The 22,277-nt window shown below is 73.3% G+C and carries 17 protein-coding genes and 1 pseudogene; 11 read left to right on the top strand and 7 right to left on the bottom strand.

The features are described from left to right. Positions 1 to 2: 2 nt before the first annotated feature. From CP974_RS11130 to CP974_RS11115, 4 genes are read right to left on the bottom strand one after another with little or no spacing between them, the layout of a single operon-like run. The gene (locus CP974_RS11130; protein ID WP_031133726.1) at positions 3 to 995 is read right to left on the bottom strand and encodes an AAA family ATPase; all 993 of its coding nucleotides are present in this window, start codon (positions 993 to 995) and stop codon (positions 3 to 5) included. After that, positions 992 to 2,194, bottom strand: a complete 1,203-nt coding sequence (locus CP974_RS11125) for a DUF4350 domain-containing protein (protein ID WP_031133724.1) — start codon at positions 2,192 to 2,194, stop codon at positions 992 to 994. The genes CP974_RS11130 and CP974_RS11125 overlap by 4 nt, the downstream gene beginning before the upstream one ends. Next, positions 2,191 to 2,883 carry a DUF4129 domain-containing protein gene (locus CP974_RS11120; RefSeq protein WP_031133722.1) on the bottom strand — a complete coding sequence of 231 codons (693 nt, stop codon included), beginning with the start codon at positions 2,881 to 2,883 and terminating at the stop codon, positions 2,191 to 2,193. Before CP974_RS11120 ends, CP974_RS11125 begins: the two co-directional genes overlap by 4 nt. Before the next feature lie 4 nt (positions 2,884 to 2,887). Next, positions 2,888 to 4,117, bottom strand: coding sequence for a DUF7847 domain-containing protein (locus CP974_RS11115; protein ID WP_031133719.1), 1,230 nt, complete (start codon positions 4,115 to 4,117; stop codon positions 2,888 to 2,890). Between the two features lie 194 nt (positions 4,118 to 4,311). On the opposite strand from CP974_RS11115, the gene mtnA reads away from it, so the two are divergent. From mtnA to CP974_RS11075, 8 genes and pseudogenes are all read left to right on the top strand, one after another. Then, positions 4,312 to 5,463 (top strand): S-methyl-5-thioribose-1-phosphate isomerase, encoded by a 1,152-nt coding sequence (gene mtnA / locus CP974_RS11110; protein WP_031133717.1) that lies wholly within the window; start codon positions 4,312 to 4,314, stop codon positions 5,461 to 5,463. Positions 5,464 to 5,467: 4 nt separating this feature from the next. Next, positions 5,468 to 6,157, top strand: a complete 690-nt coding sequence (gene mtrA / locus CP974_RS11105) for a two-component system response regulator MtrA (protein ID WP_187703247.1) — start codon at positions 5,468 to 5,470, stop codon at positions 6,155 to 6,157. 1 nt (position 6,158) lies between these two features. Then, a complete protein-coding gene (mtrB, locus tag CP974_RS11100) occupies positions 6,159 to 8,300 on the top strand; it encodes an MtrAB system histidine kinase MtrB (protein ID WP_078915737.1) in 2,142 nt (713 codons plus the stop codon). Next, the gene (locus CP974_RS11095) at positions 8,290 to 10,152 is read left to right on the top strand and encodes an LpqB family beta-propeller domain-containing protein (RefSeq protein ID WP_031133713.1); all 1,863 of its coding nucleotides are present in this window, start codon (positions 8,290 to 8,292) and stop codon (positions 10,150 to 10,152) included. The genes mtrB and CP974_RS11095 overlap by 11 nt, the downstream gene beginning before the upstream one ends. A 104-nt stretch (positions 10,153 to 10,256) precedes the next feature. Then, a pseudogene (locus CP974_RS30130) lies at positions 10,257 to 11,024 on the top strand (ComF family protein); the annotation flags it as partial. Positions 11,025 to 11,786: 762 nt separating this feature from the next. Further along, positions 11,787 to 12,476, top strand: coding sequence for a ribosome hibernation-promoting factor, HPF/YfiA family (hpf, locus tag CP974_RS11085; RefSeq protein WP_031134703.1), 690 nt, complete (start codon positions 11,787 to 11,789; stop codon positions 12,474 to 12,476). Between the two features lie 191 nt (positions 12,477 to 12,667). Next, positions 12,668 to 13,438: a response regulator gene (locus tag CP974_RS11080; protein WP_031134701.1), complete on the top strand. Its 771-nt coding sequence runs from the start codon at positions 12,668 to 12,670 to the stop codon at positions 13,436 to 13,438. 241 nt (positions 13,439 to 13,679) lie between these two features. Next, entirely contained in the window at positions 13,680 to 14,093 is a 414-nt protein-coding gene (locus CP974_RS11075; protein WP_031134700.1) for a hypothetical protein, read from the top strand. 149 nt (positions 14,094 to 14,242) lie between these two features. Here the strand turns inward: CP974_RS11075 and CP974_RS11070 are convergent, their stop codons facing one another. Together CP974_RS11070 and CP974_RS11065 are read right to left on the bottom strand one after the other, a co-directional pair. Continuing rightward, entirely contained in the window at positions 14,243 to 15,409 is a 1,167-nt protein-coding gene (locus CP974_RS11070) for a winged helix-turn-helix domain-containing protein (protein WP_031134698.1), read from the bottom strand. A 57-nt stretch (positions 15,410 to 15,466) separates the two neighbouring features. After that, positions 15,467 to 16,048, bottom strand: a complete 582-nt coding sequence (locus tag CP974_RS11065) for a GNAT family N-acetyltransferase (protein WP_031134695.1) — start codon at positions 16,046 to 16,048, stop codon at positions 15,467 to 15,469. A gap of 251 nt (positions 16,049 to 16,299) precedes the next feature. Between CP974_RS11065 and secA the strand changes: the two genes are divergently transcribed. Continuing rightward, positions 16,300 to 19,110, top strand: coding sequence for a preprotein translocase subunit SecA (secA, locus tag CP974_RS11060; protein WP_031134693.1), 2,811 nt, complete (start codon positions 16,300 to 16,302; stop codon positions 19,108 to 19,110). A gap of 453 nt (positions 19,111 to 19,563) precedes the next feature. Here the strand turns inward: secA and CP974_RS11055 are convergent, their stop codons facing one another. After that, a complete protein-coding gene (locus CP974_RS11055; RefSeq protein WP_373366045.1) occupies positions 19,564 to 20,046 on the bottom strand; it encodes an Rv3235 family protein in 483 nt (160 codons plus the stop codon). Positions 20,047 to 20,878: 832 nt separating this feature from the next. On the opposite strand from CP974_RS11055, the gene CP974_RS11045 reads away from it, so the two are divergent. Further along, positions 20,879 to 21,388, top strand: a complete 510-nt coding sequence (locus CP974_RS11045) for a DUF6912 family protein (protein WP_031132875.1) — start codon at positions 20,879 to 20,881, stop codon at positions 21,386 to 21,388. 41 nt (positions 21,389 to 21,429) lie between these two features. After that, on the top strand, positions 21,430 to 22,092 hold the full coding sequence (locus CP974_RS11040; protein WP_031132873.1) for an HAD family hydrolase: 663 nt from the start codon (positions 21,430 to 21,432) through the stop codon (positions 22,090 to 22,092). The last annotated feature ends 185 nt before the right edge of the window (positions 22,093 to 22,277 follow it).

The raw sequence follows: 22,277 nt of genomic DNA, 5'->3' as shown, positions 1-22,277 counted from the left end.
GATCACTGCCTCAGCGACGGGGCGGGGACATGGGCGAGGATCGCGTTGATGACGGAATCGGCGGTCACACCCTCCATCTCCGCCTCGGGGCGGAGCTGGACCCGGTGGCGCAGCGTGGGCAGGGCGAGGGCCTTCACATCGTCAGGGGTGACGTAGTCCCGGCCGGTGAGCCAGGCCCAGGCGCGGGCGGTGGAGAGCAGGGCGGTGGCGCCTCGGGGTGAGACGCCAAGGGTGAGCGAGGGGGATTCACGCGTGGCACGGCAGATATCGACGACGTAGCCGGCGATCTCGGGGGACACCGAGGTGCGGGCGACCGCTTGGCGGGCGGCCTCCAGGTCGGCGGCGGTCGCGACGGGGCGTACACCCGCGGCCTTCAGGTCGCGAGGGTTGAAGCCTTCCGCGTGACGGGTGAGGACGTTGATCTCGTCCTCTCGGGAGGGCAGGGGGACCGTCAGTTTCAGCAGGAAGCGGTCCAGCTGTGCTTCGGGGAGCGGGTAGGTGCCCTCGTACTCGACAGGGTTCTGCGTCGCCGCGACCAGGAACGGCTCGGGCAGCGGCCGCGCGGTGCCGTCGACGGTGACCTGGCGCTCCTCCATCGCCTCGAGGAGCGACGACTGGGTCTTGGGCGGCGTGCGGTTGATCTCGTCGGCGAGTAGCAGGTTCGTGAACACGGGCCCCTGCTGGAAGGAGAACTCGGAGGTCCTCGTGTCATAGACGAGGGAGCCCGTCACGTCACTGGGCATCAGGTCGGGGGTGAACTGGACGCGCTTGGTGTCGAGTTCCAGGGACGCGGCGAGTGCGCGGACCAGCAGCGTCTTGGCGACACCCGGCACGCCCTCCAGCAGGACGTGGCCACGGCAGAGCAGGGCGACGACCAGCCCGGTGACTGCGGGGTCCTGCCCGACCACGGCCTTGGCGATCTCGGTGCGCAGGGCTTCCAGGGAGGAGCGGGCGCCGTCCGAGTTCTCAGGGGTCTCGGGGGTCGGGGCACTCATGAGGTGCGTACCTCTCTTTCGAGGGCGTCGAGTCGGTCTGCCAGGAGGACGAGTTCGGCGTCACCGGTGGGAGCCGGACCGAACAGCAGGTCCCGAAGGTCGCCGGAGTCGGCGATGCGGCGGGAGGAAAGGGCGGGGAGCAGGGCGTCGGGGGAGTGGGCCTCCCGCGACGGGACGCCCACGAGAGGAGCGAGGCGGAGCCGGGCCGCCGAGCGGAGTACGGCGGCGGCACGGTCCCGGGCGTCGGCACGGAAGTAGAGGCGGGCACGGCCCTCCGTCGTCTCCGACGCGCGGATGGCGACGGGGAGGCGTTCCGGGACGAGCGGGCCCAGACGGCGGGCGCGCCAGATCGCGGCCAGGACCGCCGCGAGGGCGAGCTGCAGCGTGCCCCACAACCAGCCCGAGGGGATGAGGCCGAGGAAGTCGGCCTCCCCTTCCACCCGCTGTCCACCGTCCGGGTCATCGGCGGCGGACGGGTCGGCGAGCGACGGGAGGTACCAGACGAGATGACTGCGGGAGCCGAGGAGTTGCAGGGCGAGGGACGCGTTGCCCTCGTCGGCGAGGCGCTCGTTGAGCAGCAGGTCGGCCGCGCCGAGGAGGACGGTGTCTCCGCCGGCGGGGTTCTCCACCCTGATCAGGGTGGGCAGGCCACCGCGGTGGTAGCACCTGTCCGCGGAGACCGAGGTGGCGGTCTCGTACCGTTCGCCGCCGAGGCTCACCGCGCCCGCGCGGCGGGCCTCCGGCAGGTCGCAGCCCGGCTGGGCGGTCGCGACCGTGGCGGGTTCTCCGGCCGTGACGCCGGGGACCAGCACGTCGAGGGAGAACGAGTCCGGGGCGAGGAGCACGGTCCGGCCGCCCGATGTGTCGGCCAGGGAGCGCAGCGCGGTCTGCTGCCCGGCGCTGAGCAGGTTGGGGGCCGTGACGAGGACGGTGGTGTCGGGTCCGGCGGCCGCGGTGACCTCGTCGAGGGTGGTCGCGATCCTGACGGACACCTCGCGGGCCTTCAGCAGCTCGGCGACGGCACGGCTGCCGTTGCGGTCGGCGGAGCGGGGGTCGAGCCGGCCATACGCCTCGCCGGTGCGCAGCAGGGCCAGGGTGAGCCCCGCGATGATCAGCAGGGCGAGCGCGAGCAGGATGCCCCGTGCCCGCGACCAGACGTGGGCGGGGCTCCGGGACAGGGACGTGCCGGCGGAGGTCACTGGGCGGCTCCCTCGACGGTGTGGCTCCACTGGGGCTTGGCCCGCTGCACGGCCGCGTCGAGGTCCTTCACCCGCTGGTACGCACGCCCGTCGGCGGTGCGGCCGCCGTATGTGACGTCGTCGAAGGCGCGGGCGGCGGCCCGCAGCTCGTCGGCGTGGGCGGGCAGTGCGCGGCCCGCCTCGGAGGCCGCCTCGTCCGCCGTGCGGCCGGGACGCGGGTCGAGGAGCGTGCGCTCCTCCAGGGAGCGGACGACGGCCCGCATCCCGTCCTGCACGGCCTGGTTCCAGCGTCCCGCCGCGGCGTGCCGATCGGCGGCCGCCCGGTGGTCGGCCGCCGTGCGCGGCCCTTCGTCGAACAGGGAGTCCGCCGGTGCCGGGACCCGGTGGGGAGTGCCGAGCCGCCACCACAGGGCGGCGAACAGCCCCACGACGATGACGACGATCACCGCGATGCCCAGCCAGCCGCCCGGAGAGGCCCCGGACGCTGCGTCGAACAGGTCGTCGAGCCAGTCGAGGAAGGCGTCCAAGGCGCGGAGCGCGATGTTCTGCTCGTCCTCCTCGTACATCGGCTTGGACAGCTCTCGCTCCGCCGCCTCTCGAGCCGGTAGGCGCGGGATGTCCAGCGGCGGGCCGTCGCCGTCCGCCGAGGCGCGCGTGGGCTCCGCCGCCGTTCCCCCCGTGACGGGCACCGCATCAGCTCCCAGGAGTCGTGTCGCCCGGCGACACGGAGCCGTAGCCGGGTACGCCCGCCGCGCGGGCGAGCTCGAGGTCGAGCGCTTCACGGCGGATGCGCTGGTCCACGTAGAGCAGGACCGTCACCCCGGCCGAGATCGGATACATGATCGCCGATGCGATGACTCCGCCGACAGCGGTGACGATCAGGAACGACCAGCTGTACTCGGGGTTTCCCTCCAGCACGCCGCTCATCCCCCCCTCGCTGAGCGCCAGGGCGATCAGCGAGAACGGGATCACGATGATCACGGTGATGAGCGCGGTCAGCAGGGCCGTCAGCAGCAGGATGCCGAAGATCCGCCACCACGAGCCCCGCACGAGCTTCGCGGAGCGCCGCAGCGAGGCGACGACGCCCTGGCCCTCCAGCATCACCACCGAGTACGCGAGGCTGAACCGCACGGTCAGCCACACCACCACGAGCAGCGCCGCCAGACCGCCGAAGAACACGAGCAGCGCACCAGCGGTCGAGCCGACCAGCCAGCCGGGCAGGACACCCACGGCCACGACGGCGACGACGATCAGCGGGATGAGGAGCGTCAGGGCCAGCAGCGGCACCAGCCGCGGCCGGGCGTCCCGCCACACGTCGCCGAAGGTCACGGGCCGTCCGAGCACAGAGCGGCTCACCACGAACGTCAGCAGCGCCGTCGTCACGAACGTCGCGGCCAGGCCCAGCAGGGTCGAGGGCACCGCCCCCACCATGCTCACCCGCAGCGACTCGGCCGTCTGCTCCAGCACCTCCGACGGGCTCGCGTCGGCGTCCAGCGCCGGTGCCCGCGGCAGCACGTACCGCTGCAGGAGGACTTCCGCGATCTGCACCACGGTCGCCACGGCGAGCGTGATCCCGAGCACCGTCCGCCAGTGCGCGCGGAGCGTCGACACGGCGCCGTCCAGGATCTCCCCGACACCGAGCGGGCGCAGCGGGATCACCCCCGGCTTCGGTGCCGGCGGCGGCCCCCACCCCCCGTGCGGGCCTCCACCGCCCCAGCCCGGCGCGGGAGCGGGCGGCACCCGGCCACCGGGCTGCGCCGCGGGCGGCGACCACTGACCGGGCGGCGGCTGCTTCTCCGACCACTTCGGAGCGGGCCCGGCCGCGGACCCGGCCTGATCGCCGGCCGGCTGGGGCGAACCGGTGCCCTGGTCACCGGACGGGGAAGGAGATCCGGGCGAGGCCCAGCCCGGAGAGTCGTTCACAGTCGTCCACCTCGTGGCTTGGTCGTGGGGCCCGCTCGTCGAGCCGGCTCGGTCACGGCGGCCCGCCACCCCGCGGAGCGGCAGGTCGGCAGCCATCGTGCCACGAGCCACCCGGCCGAAGGCCAGGGCCCTGACGCCCCCGCCGCCCGTCGCGACACCTTCATTGTCACCGGCTCAGCGGGCAGACTGGGCGAATGGCTGATCAGTACGCAGGAACGGACCTCGGCGGACAGCCGCCCGCACCGTCCGCCCTCCGCTGGGCGGAACCCCCGGAGGGGCCCGTCGTGGTGCTCCTCGACCAGACCAGGCTCCCCGCCGAGGAGACCGAAGTCGTCTGCACCGACGTGCCCGCCCTCGTCCGGGCCGTCCAGACCCTCGCCGTGCGCGGAGCACCCCTCCTCGGCATCGCCGGAGCGTACGGAGTGGCGCTCGCCGCCGCCCGCGGCTACGACGTCGAGGAGGCCGCCCTGCAGCTCTCCGGGGCGCGGCCCACGGCCGTCAACCTCGCCTACGGCGTACGGCGGGCCCTCGCCGCGCACCGTGCCGTCACGGAACGGGGCGCCGACCGGCAGGAGGCCGCGCGGGCGGCGCTGGACGAGGCACGGCGCCTGCACCGGGAGGACGCCGACGCCAGTACCGCCATGGCCGCCCGCGGTCTCGCCCTTCTCGACGAGCTCCTCCCCGGCGGGAGCCACCGCATCCTCACCCACTGCAACACCGGAGCGCTCGTGTCCGGAGGCGAGGGCACCGCCTTCGCCGTCGCCCTCGCCGCCCACCGCGCCGGACGGCTCCAGAGGCTGTGGGTCGACGAGACGCGGCCCCTCCTCCAAGGCGCCCGCCTCACCGCGTACGAGGCCGCCCGCAACGGCCTCCCCCACACCCTGCTCACCGACAACGCCGCCGGATCGCTGTTCGCGGCCGGCGAGGTCGACGCCGTCCTCGTCGGCGCCGACCGGATCACCGCCGACGGCTCCGTCGCCAACAAGGTCGGCACCTATCCGCTCGCGGTCCTCGCCAAGTACCACCACGTACCGTTCGTCGTCGTCGCCCCCGTGACCACGATCGACATCGGTACCCCCGACGGCGCGTCCATCGAAATCGAACAACGACCGGCCAGTGAGGTGACGCAGCTCACAGTGTTGGGGGCGGCGGGGGTGGCGGCGGCCCCGCCCGGCGGTCCGGCGGCCTCGGCGCCTCCGGGAACGCGGGCCTACAACCCGGCGTTTGACGTCACACCGCCCGAACTGGTCACCGCGATCGTCACCGAGGCGGGAGTCGTCTCCCCGGTGACCGGAGACGGAATCGCCGAGCTGTGTGCCAGGTCACTCCAGGTAACGATTAGCTAATGGGATGATGTCGATTATGAAGGGACGCGTCCTTGTCGTCGACGACGACACCGCACTGGCCGAGATGCTCGGAATCGTGCTGCGTGGTGAAGGGTTCGAGCCGTCGTTCGTAGCGGACGGCGACAAGGCACTCGCCGCATTCCGGGAGACCAAGCCCGACCTGGTCCTCCTCGACCTCATGCTGCCCGGACGGGACGGCATCGAGGTCTGCCGGCTCATCCGCGCCGAATCCGGCGTACCGATCGTCATGCTCACCGCCAAGAGCGACACCGTCGACGTCGTCGTCGGCCTCGAATCCGGAGCCGACGACTACATCGTCAAACCGTTCAAGCCGAAGGAGCTCGTCGCCCGCATCCGCGCGCGCCTGCGCAGGTCCGAGGAGCCCGCACCCGAGCAGCTCACCATCGGCGACCTCGTCATCGACGTCGCCGGGCACTCCGTGAAGCGCGACGGGCAGTCCATCGCCCTCACCCCCCTCGAGTTCGACCTCCTCGTCGCCCTCGCCCGCAAGCCGTGGCAGGTCTTCACCCGGGAAGTCCTCCTCGAACAGGTCTGGGGCTACCGCCACGCCGCCGACACACGCCTGGTGAACGTCCACGTCCAGCGACTCCGCTCCAAGGTCGAGAAGGACCCCGAGCGGCCCGAGATCGTCGTCACCGTCCGCGGCGTCGGCTACAAGGCGGGACCGAACTGACATGACCCGAGGCAGCGCTGCTCCGAAGCCCGGGAAGCCGGGAGTCCGTGCGGGGCGGGCTGCCGGGACCGGACACGGCCCCAACCGCCTGGGCCGCCTCCTCCACGGCGGACGCATCCTCCAGGACGGAGCACCGGCAGGCCCGGTGCTCCGCCTCCTGGCCCGCTGGTTCCGCCGCCCCCTCCTGCCCGCCGTGCGGCTGTGGCGGCGCAACATCCAGCTCCGCGTCGTCGCCGCCACCCTCCTCATGTCACTCGGCGTGGTCCTCCTGCTCGGCTTCGTCGTCATGGGCCAGGTCCGCAACGGCCTCCTCGACGCCAAGGAACGCGCCGCGCAGAGCCAGGCCGCCGGAGGGTTTTCCGCCGCGCAGGAAGAAGCCAGCGCCGCGACCGGCTCCGCCCCCGCCGACGCCGACACCCCCGGCGCCCCCTCCCGCTCCCTCCTCAACTGGCGCTCCGACCTCGTCGTCCAGCTCGCCAGCGGCGGCGCCGGAGCCTTCGACGTCGTCGCCCTCAGCTCCGACTCCGCCGGCACCGCCCCCAGCCGCGGCGCCCGCGCCTCCGGCGGAGTCAAGGTCGAGAGCATCCCCGTCGCCCTCCGCGAATCCGTAGCCCAGGGCACCGGCACCTTCCAGACGTACACCCGCATCCACTACACCGACGGACAGCGCTCCGCGGCCGGACTCGTCATCGGCAAGCGCCTCAACGACGTCGAGGGCAACACCTACGAGCTGTACTACCTCTTCCCCCTCACCCAGGAAGAGGCCTCCCTCGCCCTCGTCAAGACCACCATCACCACCGCCGGGCTCTTCGTCGTCGTCCTCCTCGGCGCCATCGCCTGGCTCGTCGTCCGCCAGGTCGTCAACCCCGTCCGCATGGCCGCGGGAGTCGCCGAACGTCTCTCCGCCGGACGCCTCCAGGAACGGATGAAGGTCACCGGCGAAGACGACATCGCCCGCCTCGGCGAAGCCTTCAACAAGATGGCGCAGAACCTCCAGCACAAGATCCAGCAGCTGGAGGACCTGTCCCGCATGCAGCGCCGCTTCGTCTCCGACGTCTCCCACGAACTGCGCACCCCCCTCACCACCGTCCGCATGGCCGCCGACGTCATCTACGAGGCCCGCGGCGACTTCGACCCCGTCACCGCCCGCTCCGCGGAACTCCTCGGCGACCAGCTCGACCGGTTCGAAAGCCTCCTCGCCGACCTCCTCGAGATCAGCCGCTTCGACGCCGGCGCCGCCGCCCTCGAAGCCGAGCCCATAGACCTCCGCGACGTCGTCCACCGCGTCATCGACGGCGCCCGGCCCCTCGCGGAACACAAGGGCGGCCACATCCGCGTCGTCGGCGACGAGCAGCCCGTCATCGCCGAAGCCGACGCCCGCCGCGTCGAACGCATCCTGCGCAACCTCGTCGTCAACGCCGTCGAGCACGGCGAGGGACGAGACGTCGTCGTACGCCTCGCTTCCGCCAGAGGCGCCGTCGCCGTCGCCGTACGCGACTACGGGGTCGGCCTCAAGCCCGGCGAAGCCACCCGCGTCTTCAACCGCTTCTGGCGCGCCGACCCCGCCCGCGCCCGCACCACCGGCGGCACCGGCCTCGGCCTGTCCATCGCCCTCGAAGACGCCCGCCTCCACGGCGGCTGGCTCCAGGCCTGGGGCGAACCCGGCGGCGGCTCGCAGTTCCGCCTCACCCTGCCCCGCACCGCCGACGAGCCCCTGCGCGGCTCACCCATACCGCTCGAACCCGAGGACTCCCGCCGCAACCGGCAGCACGACACCACCGGCCACGCCCCCGAGAACACGCGGCACACCGGCACCGCCGTACCCGGACAGGCGCAGGGAGGAAGCAGCGGCGGCACCGGCCGCACCCTGCCCGGACCGCCCCGCCAGGCCCGCGCCGCCACCGCCGACCCCACCGCGCTCCCCGGCAACGGCACCCGTGTCGTCCCACGCGGCACCACCGCGACCACCGGCAGCTCCGGCACCACCAGGCAGGTCGAAACCACCGGGGCCACCGGGACCACCGAGGGCACCGGGACCACCGGAACCGGCGCACCACCCCCCGCACGACAGCAGCCGCAGCCCACGGACCAGGGCGAAGACCAGGACCGGACGAAGCGGAAGGACACCACCCGTGGCCGCTGACCGCCGCCCCACCCACCGCCGCACCACCCGCGCCGTCGCCGTCCTCGGCTCCGCCGCCCTCCTCGCCGGCTGCGCCTCCATGCCCGACAGCGGCGACGTGAGCGGCGTCAAGGCGTCCCGGCAGGGCGACTCACAGGTCCGCGTCTACCCCGTACCGCCCCGCGAGAACGCCGAGCCGGCCGAGATCGTCGAAGGCTTCCTCGAAGCGATGACCGGCGACGACCCCGGATTCGCCACCGCCCGCAAGTACCTCACCAAGCAGGCCGCCCGCACCTGGAAGCCCGAGGAACGCACCACCGTCCTCAGCGCCGCCCCCGTCGCCCAGCAGAGCGGCACCGGCCCGCAGCCGAACGGCGCCCTCGGCGACCCCGAGACCCTCCTCTACCGCCTCTCCGGCCAGAAGATCGCCACCGTCGACGACCGGCACGCCTACCAGCCCGTCGGGTCCGTCACCTACGGCGAGTCCATCCAGCTCGTACAGCAGCGCTCCGCCGACGGCAAGCAGCAGGACTGGCGGATCGACGCCCTCCCGCAGGGCCTCCTCCTCAGCGAGTCCGACTTCCAGCGCAACTACCGCTCGGTCAACAAGTACTACTTCGCGTCCGGCCGGCACTGGGTCGTCGCCGACCCGGTGTGGATCCGCAAGCGCCAGGACCCCGTGACCGGCATGGACTTCCTGACACAGACGGTGGAGGCGCTCCTCGAAGGGCCCACGAACTGGCTCAAGCCCGCCGTCGACACGCGCTTCCCCGCGGGGACGGAGCTGAGGAAGGAGACCACCGCCCTCACCACCGACGACCGCAACACCCTCAAGGTCCCGCTCAACGACAAGGCGAGCGCCGTCGGCCACGAGCAGTGCCGCAAGATGGCCGCACAGGTCCTCTTCACCGTCGGTGACCTCGCCTCCACCCGTGTCGAGCAGGTGGAGCTCCAGCGCGCCGACGGCCGCTCCCTCTGCGTGTTCGGCGAGGGCCAGAAGTCCGACTTCATGGCCGACCCCACCCCCGGTCTCCGGGAGGTGCCCTACTACGTCGACGCCGCCGGGAAACTGGCCCAGCTCCTCCCCGGCGCCCGGGAATCCGTCGAGCCCCGCCACGTCTACGGGCCGTTCGGCGACGGCACGGCCAAAGTCGAGTCCGTCGCCGTGGCCCGGGACGAGAAGCTCGCGGCCGCGGTCTCCGAGAACGGCCGCAGCCTCCGCGTCGCCTCCATCGAATCCGACAACGACCTTCCCGAACCTCTCGTGACCAGCCGCGGAAGCCACCCCGGCAACCGGCTCTCCGCCCCCAGCTGGGACGGCCGCAACGACCTGTGGGTCGCCGACCGCAACCCCGCCGCCCCCCGGCTGCTCGTCCTCCGCGGCGGCACCGGCGAACCCGTCACCGTTCACACGCCCTGGCTGGACTCGGACGTGCGCATCGACGAACTGCGCCTGTCCGAGGACGGCGTACGCATCGCCCTGCGCCTCACCCGCAACGGCAAGACCACCCTCCACATCGGCCGCGTCGAACGGCAGGGCTCCGGCGACAGCCAGAAGGTCTCCGTCGTCGACATCCAGTCCATCGCCCCCCGCATGGAGTCGGTGACATCCGTGTCCTGGGCGGGCCCCAGCCGCCTCATCGTCCTCGGCAAGCAGGCCGGAGGCGTCCAGCAGGTCCGCTACCTGCAGACGGACGGCTCCGCTTCCGCCGCCGTCATCCCCGGCCTCAACCAGGTCAAGAGCGTCGCCGCCGCCAGCGACGAACGCGCCCCGCTGGTCGCCGCCGCCGACGACGGCATCGTCCGACTGCAGTCCGGCGTCAACTGGCAGCCCATGGTCGAGAAGGGCACCTCACCCGTCTATCCGGGCTGACCGAGCGACGCCCCGAAGCGGCCGGGCGAGCGGCTCACCGGTTGTCCACAGCCGGTTTTCCACAGGGGTGGCGGGGCCCGCCCCGCCAGGGCACCGTAGAAGCCATGCGGGGATGGTGGCAGGAGATCACCGGGCTCGTACTACCGGTGGCCTGCGCCGGCTGCGGCCGTCCTCGTACGACCCTGTGCGACGTGTGCGCCCGGTCGCTCCACAAGCGGCCGGCGGCACACGTACGACCCGAACCGGAGCCCGGCGGGCTCCCCGACGTGTGGGCCGCCGCACCGTACGAGGGCGCCGTACGGGCGGCCCTGCTCGCCCACAAGGAGCGCGGCGCCCTCGCCCTGGCCGCTCCCCTGGGCGAGGCCCTGGCGGGCGCGGCGCGAGCCGCTGCGGTCGCGGCCGCGGCTGCGGGGCTGTGGCCCGGTGGGGTGGCCGCAGTGGGCGGTGCGGCGTCGATGGGGGCGGAGGCGGTGGAGGGGGCGGGTGGGGGAGGGGTGGGGGTGGGGGCCCTCCCCCTGGCGCTGGTCCCGGTTCCGTCGGCGCGGCGCTCGGTGCGGGCCCGGGGGCACGACGCGGTTCGGCGGGTGGCGGTGGCCGCGGCGCGGGAGCTGCGGCGGACCGGGATCGAGGCGCGGGTGGCGCCGGTGCTGCGGCAGCGGCGGGTCGTGGCCGACCAGGCGGGACTCGGCGCCCGGCAGCGGCACGCCAACCTCGCGGGTGCGCTGGAGGTGGTTCCGGGCGGCGCCCGGCTGCTGGCGGGCGCGCGGGTGGTGCTGGTCGACGACCTGATGACGACGGGCGCCACCCTGAACGAGGCGGCGAGGGCACTGTGCGAGGCGGGGACCGTGCGTGAGGCGGGGATGGGGCGCGGGGCCGCGCCCGACTTCGGGGTGGGGCCTGGGTGCGAGGCGGGGGGCCAGGGCGGGGCAGGGGCCGGGTCCGGGACATGGGCGGTGGGCGGAACGCGGGATGGGCGCGATGCGGGCACGGTCCGCGAGACCGAGACCGAGACCGAGACCGAGACCGAGACCGAGGCCGAGGCCGAGGCCGTGCGCCGGGCGGAGATGCGCCGGATCGGCGGAATGCGGCCGGGGGGCGGCCCCGTGATCCTGCGGGGGACACCGGGGCGCAGGAGGGCGAATGAAGGGGATTCGGCGGGGGTACGCGGGACCTTCGGAACCAGTCCGGCGACTTGTGGCCCCGGGCGCGGGGAATTGCCGCGGGGCGATCATGGGGGTGTGCTGATCGGCGCGGCTGTAGTGGCTGCTTCTCCAAAAGCGTTCGCGGATAAACCGGAACCGCCGAACGTCGTCGAACGTTGCAGGTAGTGAGGGCGTCAGGGCACCTGATCGGAGGTTTGTGCTGGTAGCGGGTGCCGAGACGCGTCCCGGCGAGCTATGTTCGGTTGTACAGGAATGGCGAATGCCGCCCTTCACCGAATGAGCAGCCATGCGTCCGTACGGAACCGGAGCCGGTCAGCACATCGAAGTCGTGGGGGTGGAATCTTGTCGGCTGGGGAGGAGGAGGTGTAAGTCGCCAAGTCCGAGACTCCGGTGCTCATCGGGGTCTGGTGCGAAAGGGAGATGCTCGCCAGCGGTTGAGCTGGTCGGAGCGATCCGGGAACGGAGTTCTGCGTGGACATCGTCGTCAAGGGCCGCAAGACCGAGGTGCCCGAGCGGTTCCGCAAGCACGTGGCCGAGAAGCTGAAGCTGGAGAAGATCCAGAAGCTCGACGGCAAGGTGATCAGCCTCGACGTCGAGGTGTCCAAGGAGCACAATCCGCGGCAGGCCGACCGGTCCGACCGCGTGGAGATCACCCTCCACTCACGAGGCCCGGTCATCCGGGCCGAGGCGGCCGCGGCCGACCCGTACGCAGCGCTCGACCTCGCGACCGCCAAGCTCGAGGCGCGGTTGCGCAAGCAGCACGACAAGCGGCACACCCGCCGCGGCAACGGCCGGCTGACAGCCGCGGAGGTGGCCGACGTGGTGCCGGGCGTCGCCCGGCTGAACGGCGCGGGAGTCGCCGTACTGGAGGAGTCCGAGGAGGCCGTTCCGACCACGAGGATCGGCTCGCTCGAGGTGCAGGGTGAGGGGCCGCTCGTCGTCCGGGAGAAGACGCACAAGGCGGCCGCCATGTCGCTCGACCAGGCGCTGTACGAGATGGAGCTGGTCGGGCACGACTTCTATCTGTTCGTCGACGCCGAGACGAAGCAGCCGAGCGTCGTGTACCGGCGCCACGCCTACGACTACGGCGTCATCCACCTGGAGAACGACCCCCTGGCGGGGAGCGAGGGCAGCGGCGCGGGCGGTGCGCTCGGCGGCTGACCGGCCCCGGAGGAAGTGGTGCCCCCGGGAGCGCCCCGTGCGCCCCCGGGGGCACCCCCGTGCCACCAGAGGATCACCGCGGTGCCTCCGGGGCATGAAATCATGGCGACACGTACCAACCGGTCCCTGCGGGGCCGGTGTTGGTGCGTCGACCGTGTACTTGAGGGCCCCGGCCCGCAGGGGGAGGAACGATGGCGGACAGCTTCGGCCCGGTGCACCATCCGGGCGGCTCCGGCGCCCCGGACTGCGGGGCGGCCTCGCACGGCGCCTCCGGGCACGGGAGGGATGACGCGTCCCGGAAGGAGCCCATCAGGGTCCTCGTCGTGGACGATCACGCGCTCTTCCGCCGAGGGCTGGAGATCGTCCTCGCGCAGGAGGAGGACATCCAGGTCGTGGGCGAGGCGGGGGACGGCGCGGAGGCCGTCGACAAGGCCGCCGACCTGCTTCCCGACATCGTGCTGATGGATGTGCGCATGCCCAGGCGGGGCGGGATCGAGGCGTGCACGTCCATCAAGGAGGTCGCGCCGAGCGCGAAGATCATCATGTTGACGATCAGCGACGAGGAGGCCGACCTCTACGACGCGATCAAGGCGGGGGCCACCGGGTACCTGCTGAAGGAGATCTCCACCGACGAGGTCGCCACCGCGATCCGGGCCGTCGCCGACGGGCAGTCGCAGATCAGTCCCTCCATGGCGTCGAAGCTGCTCACCGAGTTCAAGTCGATGATCCAGCGCACCGACGAGCGCCGCCTCGTCCCCGCGCCCCGGCTCACCGACCGTGAGCTGGAGGTGCTGAAGCTGGTGGCGACGGGGATGAACAACCGCGACATCGCCAAGGAGCTGTTCATCTCCGAGAACACCGTGAAGAACCACGTCCGCAACATCCTGGAGAAGCTCCAGCTGCACTCCCGGATGGAGGCCGTGGTCTACGCGATGCGGGAGAAGATCCTGGAGATTCGCTGAGGGCTGTCCCGTGCATGGTCTTCCGGTTGCCCGGTTGCCCGGTTGCCCGGCTTCCCGGCTTCCCGGTTGCCCGGCTTCCCGGCTTCCCGGTTGCCCGGTTGTCCGATCGGCCCGGCGCTTACGCGGCGGCGGTGGGACGAGGGCCCGGTTCCTGGGCAGCCGCCGATCGTGATCGTGGTGGTCTTGCCGACGGCGGACTTGGTTCGGGGCCTCTCACGCCTTGCATGAGAGTCTCACACCCGTGGCTACGGAAACCGAGGTGGGACGGCTGCTGCACCGGCGCGGCTGGCGGGCGGCGTTCACGGTCGCTGAAAGGGTGAACGCCTGGGCCGCCCTGGTGAGCGCCGTCGAGCGCGGCTACGGCGACGACATCTACGAGTACACCAACGACCTCTACTGCCGGAGCTGGCTGCACGAGGCGTGGCTCCTGCTGGACGACTACATCGTCCAGCTCTGGACCCCGCGGATCAAAGCCCTGGACGCGCGGTTCAAGGCCGCGACCGTCGACGACGACGGCCAAGCCCTCGACCGGTTTCACGGGTTGCCCGGCCCCGACCTGTGGTGGTGGCGGCGCCATCCCCGCATCCTCACCGGGGACCTCGGGCGTTCGCTTCGCTCGGCCGGTGCCGTCGGCTCCGCCCCGGACAGGGCCTGACCCTCAGCCTCGTGTGACGCCGGCCGGCCCTCGAACTGCCGGCCGGCCGGATCGGGCGCGGCGCGCCTCCCGCTCGGCGGGGGCCGGGCGCCCCGGCGGCCAGGTGGCCATCCCGCCGGGGCCTCTCCGCCGGGGCCGCCCGGTGGGCGTCAGGCCAGTGCGGCGGTGAGTGCGGGGGTGAGATCGGGGCGGTCGGTGCGCTCGATGCGTACCGCGTCGCAGCCCACCCACTCCGCGGCCTCGCGCAGGGCCTGGGCCATCGGGGCTATCGCCTTGGGTCCCGTCAGCGACAGCTGCCGGGCCACCAGGGTGCCGCCCTCGCGGGCCGGGTCGACGCGGCCGAGCAGCCTGCCGCCCGCCAGCAGCGGCATCGCGAAGTAGCCGTGCACCCGCTTCTGCTTCGGCACGTACGCCTCCAGGCGGTGTGTGAAGCCGAAGATCCGTTCGGTGCGGGCCCGCTCCCAGATCAGCGAGTCGAAGGGGGACAGCAGTGTCGTGCGGTGCCGGCCGCGGGGCTCGCTCGCCAGCGCCGCCGGGTCCGCCCAGGCGGGCTTGTCCCAGCCCTCGACCCGTACGGGCAGGAGGCCGGAGTCGGCGACGACGGCGTCGAACTGCTCGCCCTTGATGCGGTGGTAGTCGGCGATGTCCGCGCGGGTGCCGACGCCCAGGGCCTGTCCGGCCAGCCGCACGAGGCGGCGCAGGCACTCGGTGTCGTCCAGCTCGTCGTGGAGGAGGTCGGCGGGGACGGCGCGCTCGGCGAGGTCGTAGACGCGCTTCCAGCCGCGCCGCTCGACGCACACCACCTCGCCGTACATCAGCGCCCGCTCGACGGCGACCTTGGAGGCGGACCAGTCCCACCACTCGCCGCCGTTCTTGGCGCCCCCCAGCTCCGTCGCCGTCAGGGGCCCCTCGGCGCGCAGCTGGCCGATGACGGCGTTGTACGCGCCGTCCGGGAGGTCGTGGTGCCACTGGGGGCTGCGCCGGTAGGCGCGGCGGCGGAACGCGAAGTGCGGCCACTCCTCGATGGGCAGGACGCACGCTGCGTGGGACCAGTACTCGAAGGCGTGCCGGCCCGTCCAGTACGCCGTGTCGACGGCCTGGCGGCCCACGGCGCCGAGGCGTGCGTAGGGCACCAGCTCGTGGGAGCGGGCCAGGACGGAGATCGTGTCCAGCTGGACCGCGCCGAGGTGCCGCAGGACGCCGCGCACGCCCGCCCGCCGGTCGGGGGCGCCGAGGAAGCCCTGCGCGCGCAGGGCTATGCGGCGGGCGTCGTCGGCCGAGAGGTCGGTGGTGGGTCGCGGCGGCGTCGTGGTCATGCTTCGCACGATAGACGGCGCCACTGACACGCCCGGCGGGTTCTCCACAGGGCGGGGTCAGGGCTGTCGGGCGGGCAGGTACGGGGTGCGGGAGGGGAGGCCGAGGTCGGAGGGGAGCAGGGAGGCGAGCCAGCAGTCGCGGTGGCTGTCGGGGCGGGCGAACGCGGCGCGCAGGGTGCCCTCCGGGGTGAAGCCGGCCTTCTCGGCGACGAGCCGGGAGGCGGTGTTGCCGACCTCGGCGCGCCATTCCAGGCGGACGCAGCCGAGGGCGGTGAACGCCCAGTGGGCGAGGGTGCGGGTGGCTTCGGTGGCGTAGCCGTTGCCGCGGTGTTCGCGGACCGTGTAGAAGCCGACCTCCCAGGTGCCGGCGCGCGGGTGGTGGAGGCCGGCGGAGGCCAGCAGGGGGCCGTCGTGCCGGCCGCGGGGGCGTACGGAGAAGGTGTACTCGGTGTCGTCGCGCCAGGCCTGGGGGGCGTACCGGCCGACGAAGTCCTGCGCCTCGGCGATGCCGTACGGGTCGGGCAGCGGTATCCAGCGGGTGATCTGCGGGTCCTGGACGGCGGCCCGGACCTCTTCGGCGTCGCCGGGGCCGAAGGGGCGCAGCAGCAGGCGTTCGGAGGTGAGGGTGACGGGTTCCATGCCGGGATTGTGGTGGGGGAGGGGCGCGCGGGCGAACTGTTTCGGCGGGGTGCGGCACCTTCGGCGCGTCCCGTGCGTTCTTCTTTCGGGCGGCTGGGGCCCGGACGGGCGTTCCCCGGAGGTGCGGACCTCCCGGCGGGGCGGGGTCCTCGCTTACGATGACCGTTGCGGTGGGGCCCGCCTGCCGTGCCCGTGCCCGTGTCCATGACAAGACCCAGTGCCAGGCCCGACCGGCAAGGAGACCAGCCTCAGTGTCCGTCTTCAACAAGCTCATGCGTGCAGGCGAAGGCAAGATCCTGCGCAAACTGCACCGCATCGCGGACCAGGTCAACTCCATCGAAGAGGACTTCGTCAACCTCTCCGACGCCGAGTTGCGTGCCCTCACCGACGAGTACAAGCAGCGGTACCAGGACGGTGAGAGCCTCGACGACCTGCTCCCGGAGGCCTTCGCGACCGTGCGTGAGGCGGCCAAGCGCGTGCTCGGCCAGCGTCACTACGACGTCCAGCTGATGGGCGGCGCCGCGCTGCACCTCGGGTACGTGGCGGAGATGAAGACCGGTGAGGGCAAGACCCTGGTCGGTACGCTCCCCGCGTATCTGAACGCGCTGTCCGGCAAGGGCGTGCACCTGATCACGGTGAACGACTACCTCGCCGAGCGCGACTCGGAGATGATGGGCCGGGTCCACCAGTTCCTGGGCCTGTCGGTCGGCTGCATCCTGGCGAACATGTCGCCGGCGCAGCGCCGCGCGCAGTACGACTGCGACATCACGTACGGCACGAACAACGAGTTCGGCTTCGACTACCTGCGCGACAACATGGCGTGGTCGAAGGACGAGCTGGTGCAGCGCGGCCACAACTTCGCCTGTGTCGACGAGGTCGACTCGATCCTCGTCGACGAGGCCCGTACGCCGCTGATCATCTCGGGCCCCGCGGACCAGGCGACGAAGTGGTACGGCGACTTCGCGAAGCTGGTGCGGCGGCTGAAGCGCGGCGAGCCGGGCAATCCGCTGAAGGGCATCGAGGAGACCGGCGACTACGAGGTCGACGAGAAGAAGCGGACCGTCGGCATCCATGAGGCCGGCGTGGCCAAGGTCGAGGACTGGCTGGGCATCGACAACCTCTACGAGTCGGTGAACACGCCGCTCGTCGGCTACCTGAACAACGCCATCAAGGCGAAGGAGCTGTTCAAGAAGGACAAGGACTACGTCGTCATCGACGGCGAGGTCATGATCGTCGACGAGCACACGGGCCGTATCCTCGCGGGCCGCCGCTACAACGAGGGCATGCACCAGGCGATCGAGGCGAAGGAGGGCGTCCCGATCAAGGACGAGAACCAGACGCTCGCCACGATCACCCTGCAGAACTTCTTCCGCCTGTACGACAAGCTGTCCGGCATGACCGGTACGGCGATGACCGAGGCCGCCGAGTTCCACCAGATCTACAAGCTGGGCGTCGTGCCGATCCCGACGAACCGGCCGATGGTCCGCAAGGACCAGTCCGACCTGATCTACCGTACGGAGGTCGCGAAGTTCGCGGCCGTCGTGGACGACATCGCGGAGAAGCACAAGAAGGGCCAGCCGATCCTCGTCGGCACGACGTCGGTCGAGAAGTCCGAGTACCTCTCGCAGCAGCTGTCGAAGCGCGGCATCCCGCACGAGGTGCTGAACGCGAAGAACCACGAGCGCGAGGCGTCGATCGTCGCCCAGGCGGGCCGCAAGGGCGCCGTCACGGTCGCGACGAACATGGCGGGCCGCGGTACGGACATCAAGCTCGGCGGCAACCCGGACGACCTCGCCGAGGCGGAGCTGCGCCAGCGCGGCCTGGACCCGGTGGAGCACGCGGAGGAGTGGGTCGCCGCCCTGCCCGCCGCGCTGGAGAAGGCGGAGCTGGCCGTCAAGGCCGAGTCCGAGGAGGTCAAGGAGCTCGGCGGCCTGTACGTGCTCGGCACGGAGCGGCACGAGTCGCGGCGTATCGACAACCAGCTGCGCGGCCGTTCCGGGCGTCAGGGCGACCCCGGCGAGTCCCGCTTCTACCTGTCGCTGGGCGACGACCTGATGCGGCTGTTCAAGGCGCAGATGGTCGAGCGCGTCATGGCGATGGCGAACGTGCCGGACGACGTGCCGATCGAGAACAAGATGGTCACGCGGGCCATCGCCTCCGCGCAGTCGCAGGTCGAGCAGCAGAACTTCGAGACGCGCAAGAACGTCCTCAAGTACGACGAGGTCCTCAACCGGCAGCGCGAGGTCATCTACGGCGAGCGCCGCCGCGTCCTGGAGGGCGAGGACCTGCACGAGCAGATCCGCCACTTCATGGACGACACGATCGACGCCTACATCCAGGCCGAGACCGTCGAGGGCTTCGCCGAGGAGTGGGACCTGGAGCGGCTGTGGGGCGCGTTCAAGCAGCTCTACCCGTGCAAGGTCACCATCGAGGAGCTGGAGGACGCCGCCGGGGACCGCGCCGGCATCACGGCGGAGTTCATCGCGGAGTCCGTCAAGGACGACATCCACGAGCAGTACGCGGCCCGCGAGAAGCAGCTCGGCTCCGACATCATGCGTGAGCTGGAGCGCCGTGTCGTGCTGTCGGTGCTCGACCGCAAGTGGCGCGAGCACCTGTACGAGATGGACTACCTCCAGGAGGGCATCGGCCTGCGCGCGATGGCCCAGAAGGACCCGCTGGTCGAGTACCAGCGCGAGGGCTTCGACATGTTCAACGCCATGATGGAGGGCATCAAGGAGGAGTCCGTCGGCTACCTGTTCAACCTGGAGGTCCAGGTCGAGCAGCAGGTCGAGGAGGTCCCGGTGGAGGCGGCGCCCGAGCGGCCGTCGCTGGAGAAGGAGGCCGCCGTCCCCGCCGGCGCCGGCCGCCCCGAGATCCGCGCCAAGGGCCTGGAGGCCCCGCAGCGGCCCAACCGGCTGCACTTCTCCGCGCCGACCGTCGACGGCGAGGGCGGTGTCGTGGAGGGCGACTTCGACAACGGCGCCGCCCGGTCCGAGACGGACGGCATGACGCGCGCCGAGCGCCGCAAGGCCCAGAAGGGCGGTCGCCGTCGCAAGAAGTGACGGCGGTGCCCCGGCCCCGGCCCGTGGCCGGTGACCGGGGGCCGGGGCCCTTCGGGGTGGGAGTTCCGTCGGAAGGCGGGACCGGACCGTACGGGAACCTGTACGGGCCGGTCCCGCCTTGCGCGTTCCCGGCGGCGGGGCCGGGGCCGGGAGCCGTCGGGCCGGGTGTGCCGGGGGCCGGCGCAGGGCGGGGACGTGCGGGGACGGCGGCCCCTCGGGCGCCGGCTGGGGCGCCGGCTGGGGCGCCGGCTCGGGCGTCGGCTTGGGCCCGGCTTGGGCGCCCGGCTCGGGCGCTTCGGGCCGAAGCGCCGTGCCGGTAGCGGGGGTCCCTTGCGGTCGCCCGCAGCCGTCCGGGCGGGACGTGGCTCTGGGCGGGCGGGGACTCGGGGCTCCCGGGGCGCTGGGGCCGTTCGCCGGGCCCCGAGCCCCGGGCGCCCGGACCCGTACCGGCCGCTACGTGGCCGCCGGGCCCAGCTCCACCGCCGCGCAGCGCCACCTGCGGTCGGCGCCCCGCTCCAGGCGGAACGCCATCGCCTGCACGCGCGCCCCGGTCACGATGCTGGCGTACGCCTCCAGCACGTCCGGTCCGGGCGAGGCGCTGCGACAGCGGCGCAGCACGGGGCGCGAGCGCCGGGCGGTGCCGGAGGGGCGCAGGGGGTTGGCCGGTGCCAGGCGGACGAGCTGCTCGTACGCGTCACCGATCGTCTGGCCCAGCATCCAGTGCACCGGCCGTTCCCCGGTCAGCACGGCGAGCAGCCGCTCGGCGAACACGACGTACGGCGGCGCGAGGCGCGGCCGGGCCCCCGGGGCGGCACCGCCTGCGGCGCCGGTGCCCGAGCCGGCCGGCGGGCGGGGCGGCCGGGGCCGTACGGCGCCCGGACGGGCCTCGCCCGGGCGGGCGCCGCCCGGCCGCGCCCCGCCGCCGGGGCGCCGCAGGTCGCGCCGTCCGCCGGGCCGCCCCGCCGCGCGTGCCGCCCTCCCTTCCGCTGCTCCCGCCGGGGCCCCCGCGGCCAGCAGATCCGTCGCCGCGGACACCGGGACGGCCCGCGAGCCGCCCTGCGGGGCGTGCTCCGAGGCGCCCCGTGCGGTGTCCCGCGGGGCGGGGCCGGGTGCCGGGGCGGGGGCCGTCGGGCTCAGGAGGTACGCGGCCGCGTTGCGTGCGGCTGCCGTGCCCAGCCCCTCCGGGGCCTTCCACAGGGCGCGGGCGGCGTTCGCGTCCGCAGGGCCCCGCGCCGCAGGAACGCGGAGGGCCCGCGCGCCGGGGGCGGCGGCGAAGGCTCGCGTCGCGGGAGCGGGAGCAGCAGCGGGGGCGGGAGCTGGAGCGGGAGCTGGAGCGGGAGCAGGAGCAGGAGCAGCAGCGGGGGCGGGAGCTGGAGCGGGCGCGGGTGCGGGAGCAGGAGCTGGGGCGGGCGCGGGTGCGGGAGCAGGAGCTGGGGCGGGCGCGGGTGCGGGAGCAGGGGCTGGGGCGGGAGCGGGGGTCGGGGGGTGCGGCATCGGCGTGGTCCCTTCCGTCAGCCCGGCATTACCGGGCGGTAACTTCGCGGTGGCCCACTTCTACGGGGGCGCACCGCGCCCCGCAACGACCCGTCAAGTCCGTGGCGCGACGACCCGGATTCACCTGTACGGGTGGCGGGGCCCATGGGGCGCCTGGCCGCGGGCCGGGTCGGCGTATCGCCGGGTGGACGTCCGGGAGGGGCGGCAGGAGCCCCCGAAGGGGTGCCGCCGCACGTATCCTGGGGACGTCCTCCGACTACGAAAGCGGCCTGCCATGCGCGTGTACGTTCCCCTGACCCTCCCCGGTCTCGCGCAGGCGCACCGGACGGGCGCGATCGGCGCCGGCGGGCCGCTCACCGCGTACGCCGTCACGCCCGGGCTGCGCGAGTGGTACGTCTCCGACGACATCGAGGAACTGGAGTACGCGGCGCTCAGCCGGGCCGCCGCCGGCTCGCTGCGCCTCCTCGCCGCCGACCCGCGGGCCGCGCGCCGCCGTGTCGTCGTCGCCGTGGACGTCCCCGACGGCGCCGCGACCGCCGACCCCGACCGGGGCCTGGACCCCGCGTCCGTCGGCGAGGTCCGGATCGCCGGTCCGGTGCCGCTGGCCAAGGCCGCCGCCGTGCACGCCGACTCCGACGAGGCGGAGGCCGACGTGACCGCCGCGGCCGACGCGCTCGGCGCGGCCGACCTGGGCGACGACGACGCCCGGTTCACGGTCGACGGCGCCGAGGACCACGAGCTGCTCTGGTACGGCGTCCAGGAGATCCCGAGCCTGGTCGGCTGACGCGCGGGCCCGTTGTCGGACCCGGCCGGTACGGTTTCCGCATGGGGAAGCACCGCACGCATCTGGTCTGGGACTGGAACGGAACGCTGCTCGACGACATCGGCGCCGTCATCGAGGCGACGAACGCCGCCTTCGAGGAGATAGGCCTGCCGCCGATCACGCTCGAGCGGTACCGGGAGCTGTACTGCGTGCCGGTCCCCCTGTTCTACGAGCGGCTGCTCGGCCGGCTCCCCAGCGAGGACGAGTGGGCCGTCATGGACGGCGCGTTCCACCGGCACTACTGGGCGCGCGCCGACGCCTGCGGGCTCACCGCCGGGGCCGCCGAGCTGCTGGCGGCGGCGAGCGAGCTCGGCCGGACGCAGTCGCTGCTGTCGCTGGCGCCGCACGAGCGCCTCGTGCCGCTGGTGCGGCGGTACGGCATCGAGGAGTGGTTCGTCCGCGTCGACGGGCGCACGGGCCACTCCGCGTCCGGCAAGGCCGAGCACATGGTGCGCCACCTGGAGGCCCTGGACGGCGTGGCGCCGGAGCGGATCGTCGTCATCGGGGACGCCGCCGACGACGCGGTCGCCGCCGCCCATGTCGGCGCGCGCGCCGTGCTGTACACGGGCGGCTCCCACAGCCGCGCCAGCCTGCGGGCCGCCGGCGCCCCGGTGGTCGACACACTGGCGGAGGCCGTCGCCGTGGCGGAGGACATGCTGGCCTGAGCCGCGTGCGGCCTCCGTCCCCATGCGGCCTCCGTCCCCATGCGGCCTTCGTCCGCGCACGGCCCGCACGGCCCGCACGGCCGCGCAGGGCCGGGGTACGTCCGCCACGGCCGCGCAGGGCCGGGGGCACGTCCGCCACGGCCGCGCACGTCCGCCTACGTCCTCGTAGGGCCGCGTACGGCCCG

It is taken from the genome of Streptomyces fradiae ATCC 10745 = DSM 40063 (assembly GCF_008704425.1).
In the GTDB taxonomy this organism is placed as follows: Bacteria; Actinomycetota; Actinomycetes; order Streptomycetales; family Streptomycetaceae; genus Streptomyces; species Streptomyces fradiae.
This window is presented reverse-complemented; position numbering and strand designations above follow the sequence as displayed.

What these genes read in the sequence shown, in the direction of transcription:
- CP974_RS11065 (WP_031134695.1), bottom strand. Translation starts at nt 16,048, where the DNA reads ATGGAACCCGTCACCCTCACCTCCGAACGCCTGCTGCTGCGCCCCTTC.
- CP974_RS11070 (WP_031134698.1), bottom strand. Translation starts at nt 15,409, where the DNA reads ATGACCACGACGCCGCCGCGACCCACCACCGACCTCTCGGCCGACGAC.
- CP974_RS11130 (WP_031133726.1), bottom strand. Translation starts at nt 995, where the DNA reads ATGAGTGCCCCGACCCCCGAGACCCCTGAGAACTCGGACGGCGCCCGC.
- mtrA (WP_187703247.1), top strand. Translation starts at nt 5,468, where the DNA reads ATGATGTCGATTATGAAGGGACGCGTCCTTGTCGTCGACGACGACACC.
- CP974_RS11045 (WP_031132875.1), top strand. Translation starts at nt 20,879, where the DNA reads ATGCGCGTGTACGTTCCCCTGACCCTCCCCGGTCTCGCGCAGGCGCAC.
- CP974_RS11080 (WP_031134701.1), top strand. Translation starts at nt 12,668, where the DNA reads ATGGCGGACAGCTTCGGCCCGGTGCACCATCCGGGCGGCTCCGGCGCC.
- mtrB (WP_078915737.1), top strand. Translation starts at nt 6,159, where the DNA reads ATGACCCGAGGCAGCGCTGCTCCGAAGCCCGGGAAGCCGGGAGTCCGT.
- mtnA (WP_031133717.1), top strand. Translation starts at nt 4,312, where the DNA reads ATGGCTGATCAGTACGCAGGAACGGACCTCGGCGGACAGCCGCCCGCA.
- CP974_RS11040 (WP_031132873.1), top strand. Translation starts at nt 21,430, where the DNA reads ATGGGGAAGCACCGCACGCATCTGGTCTGGGACTGGAACGGAACGCTG.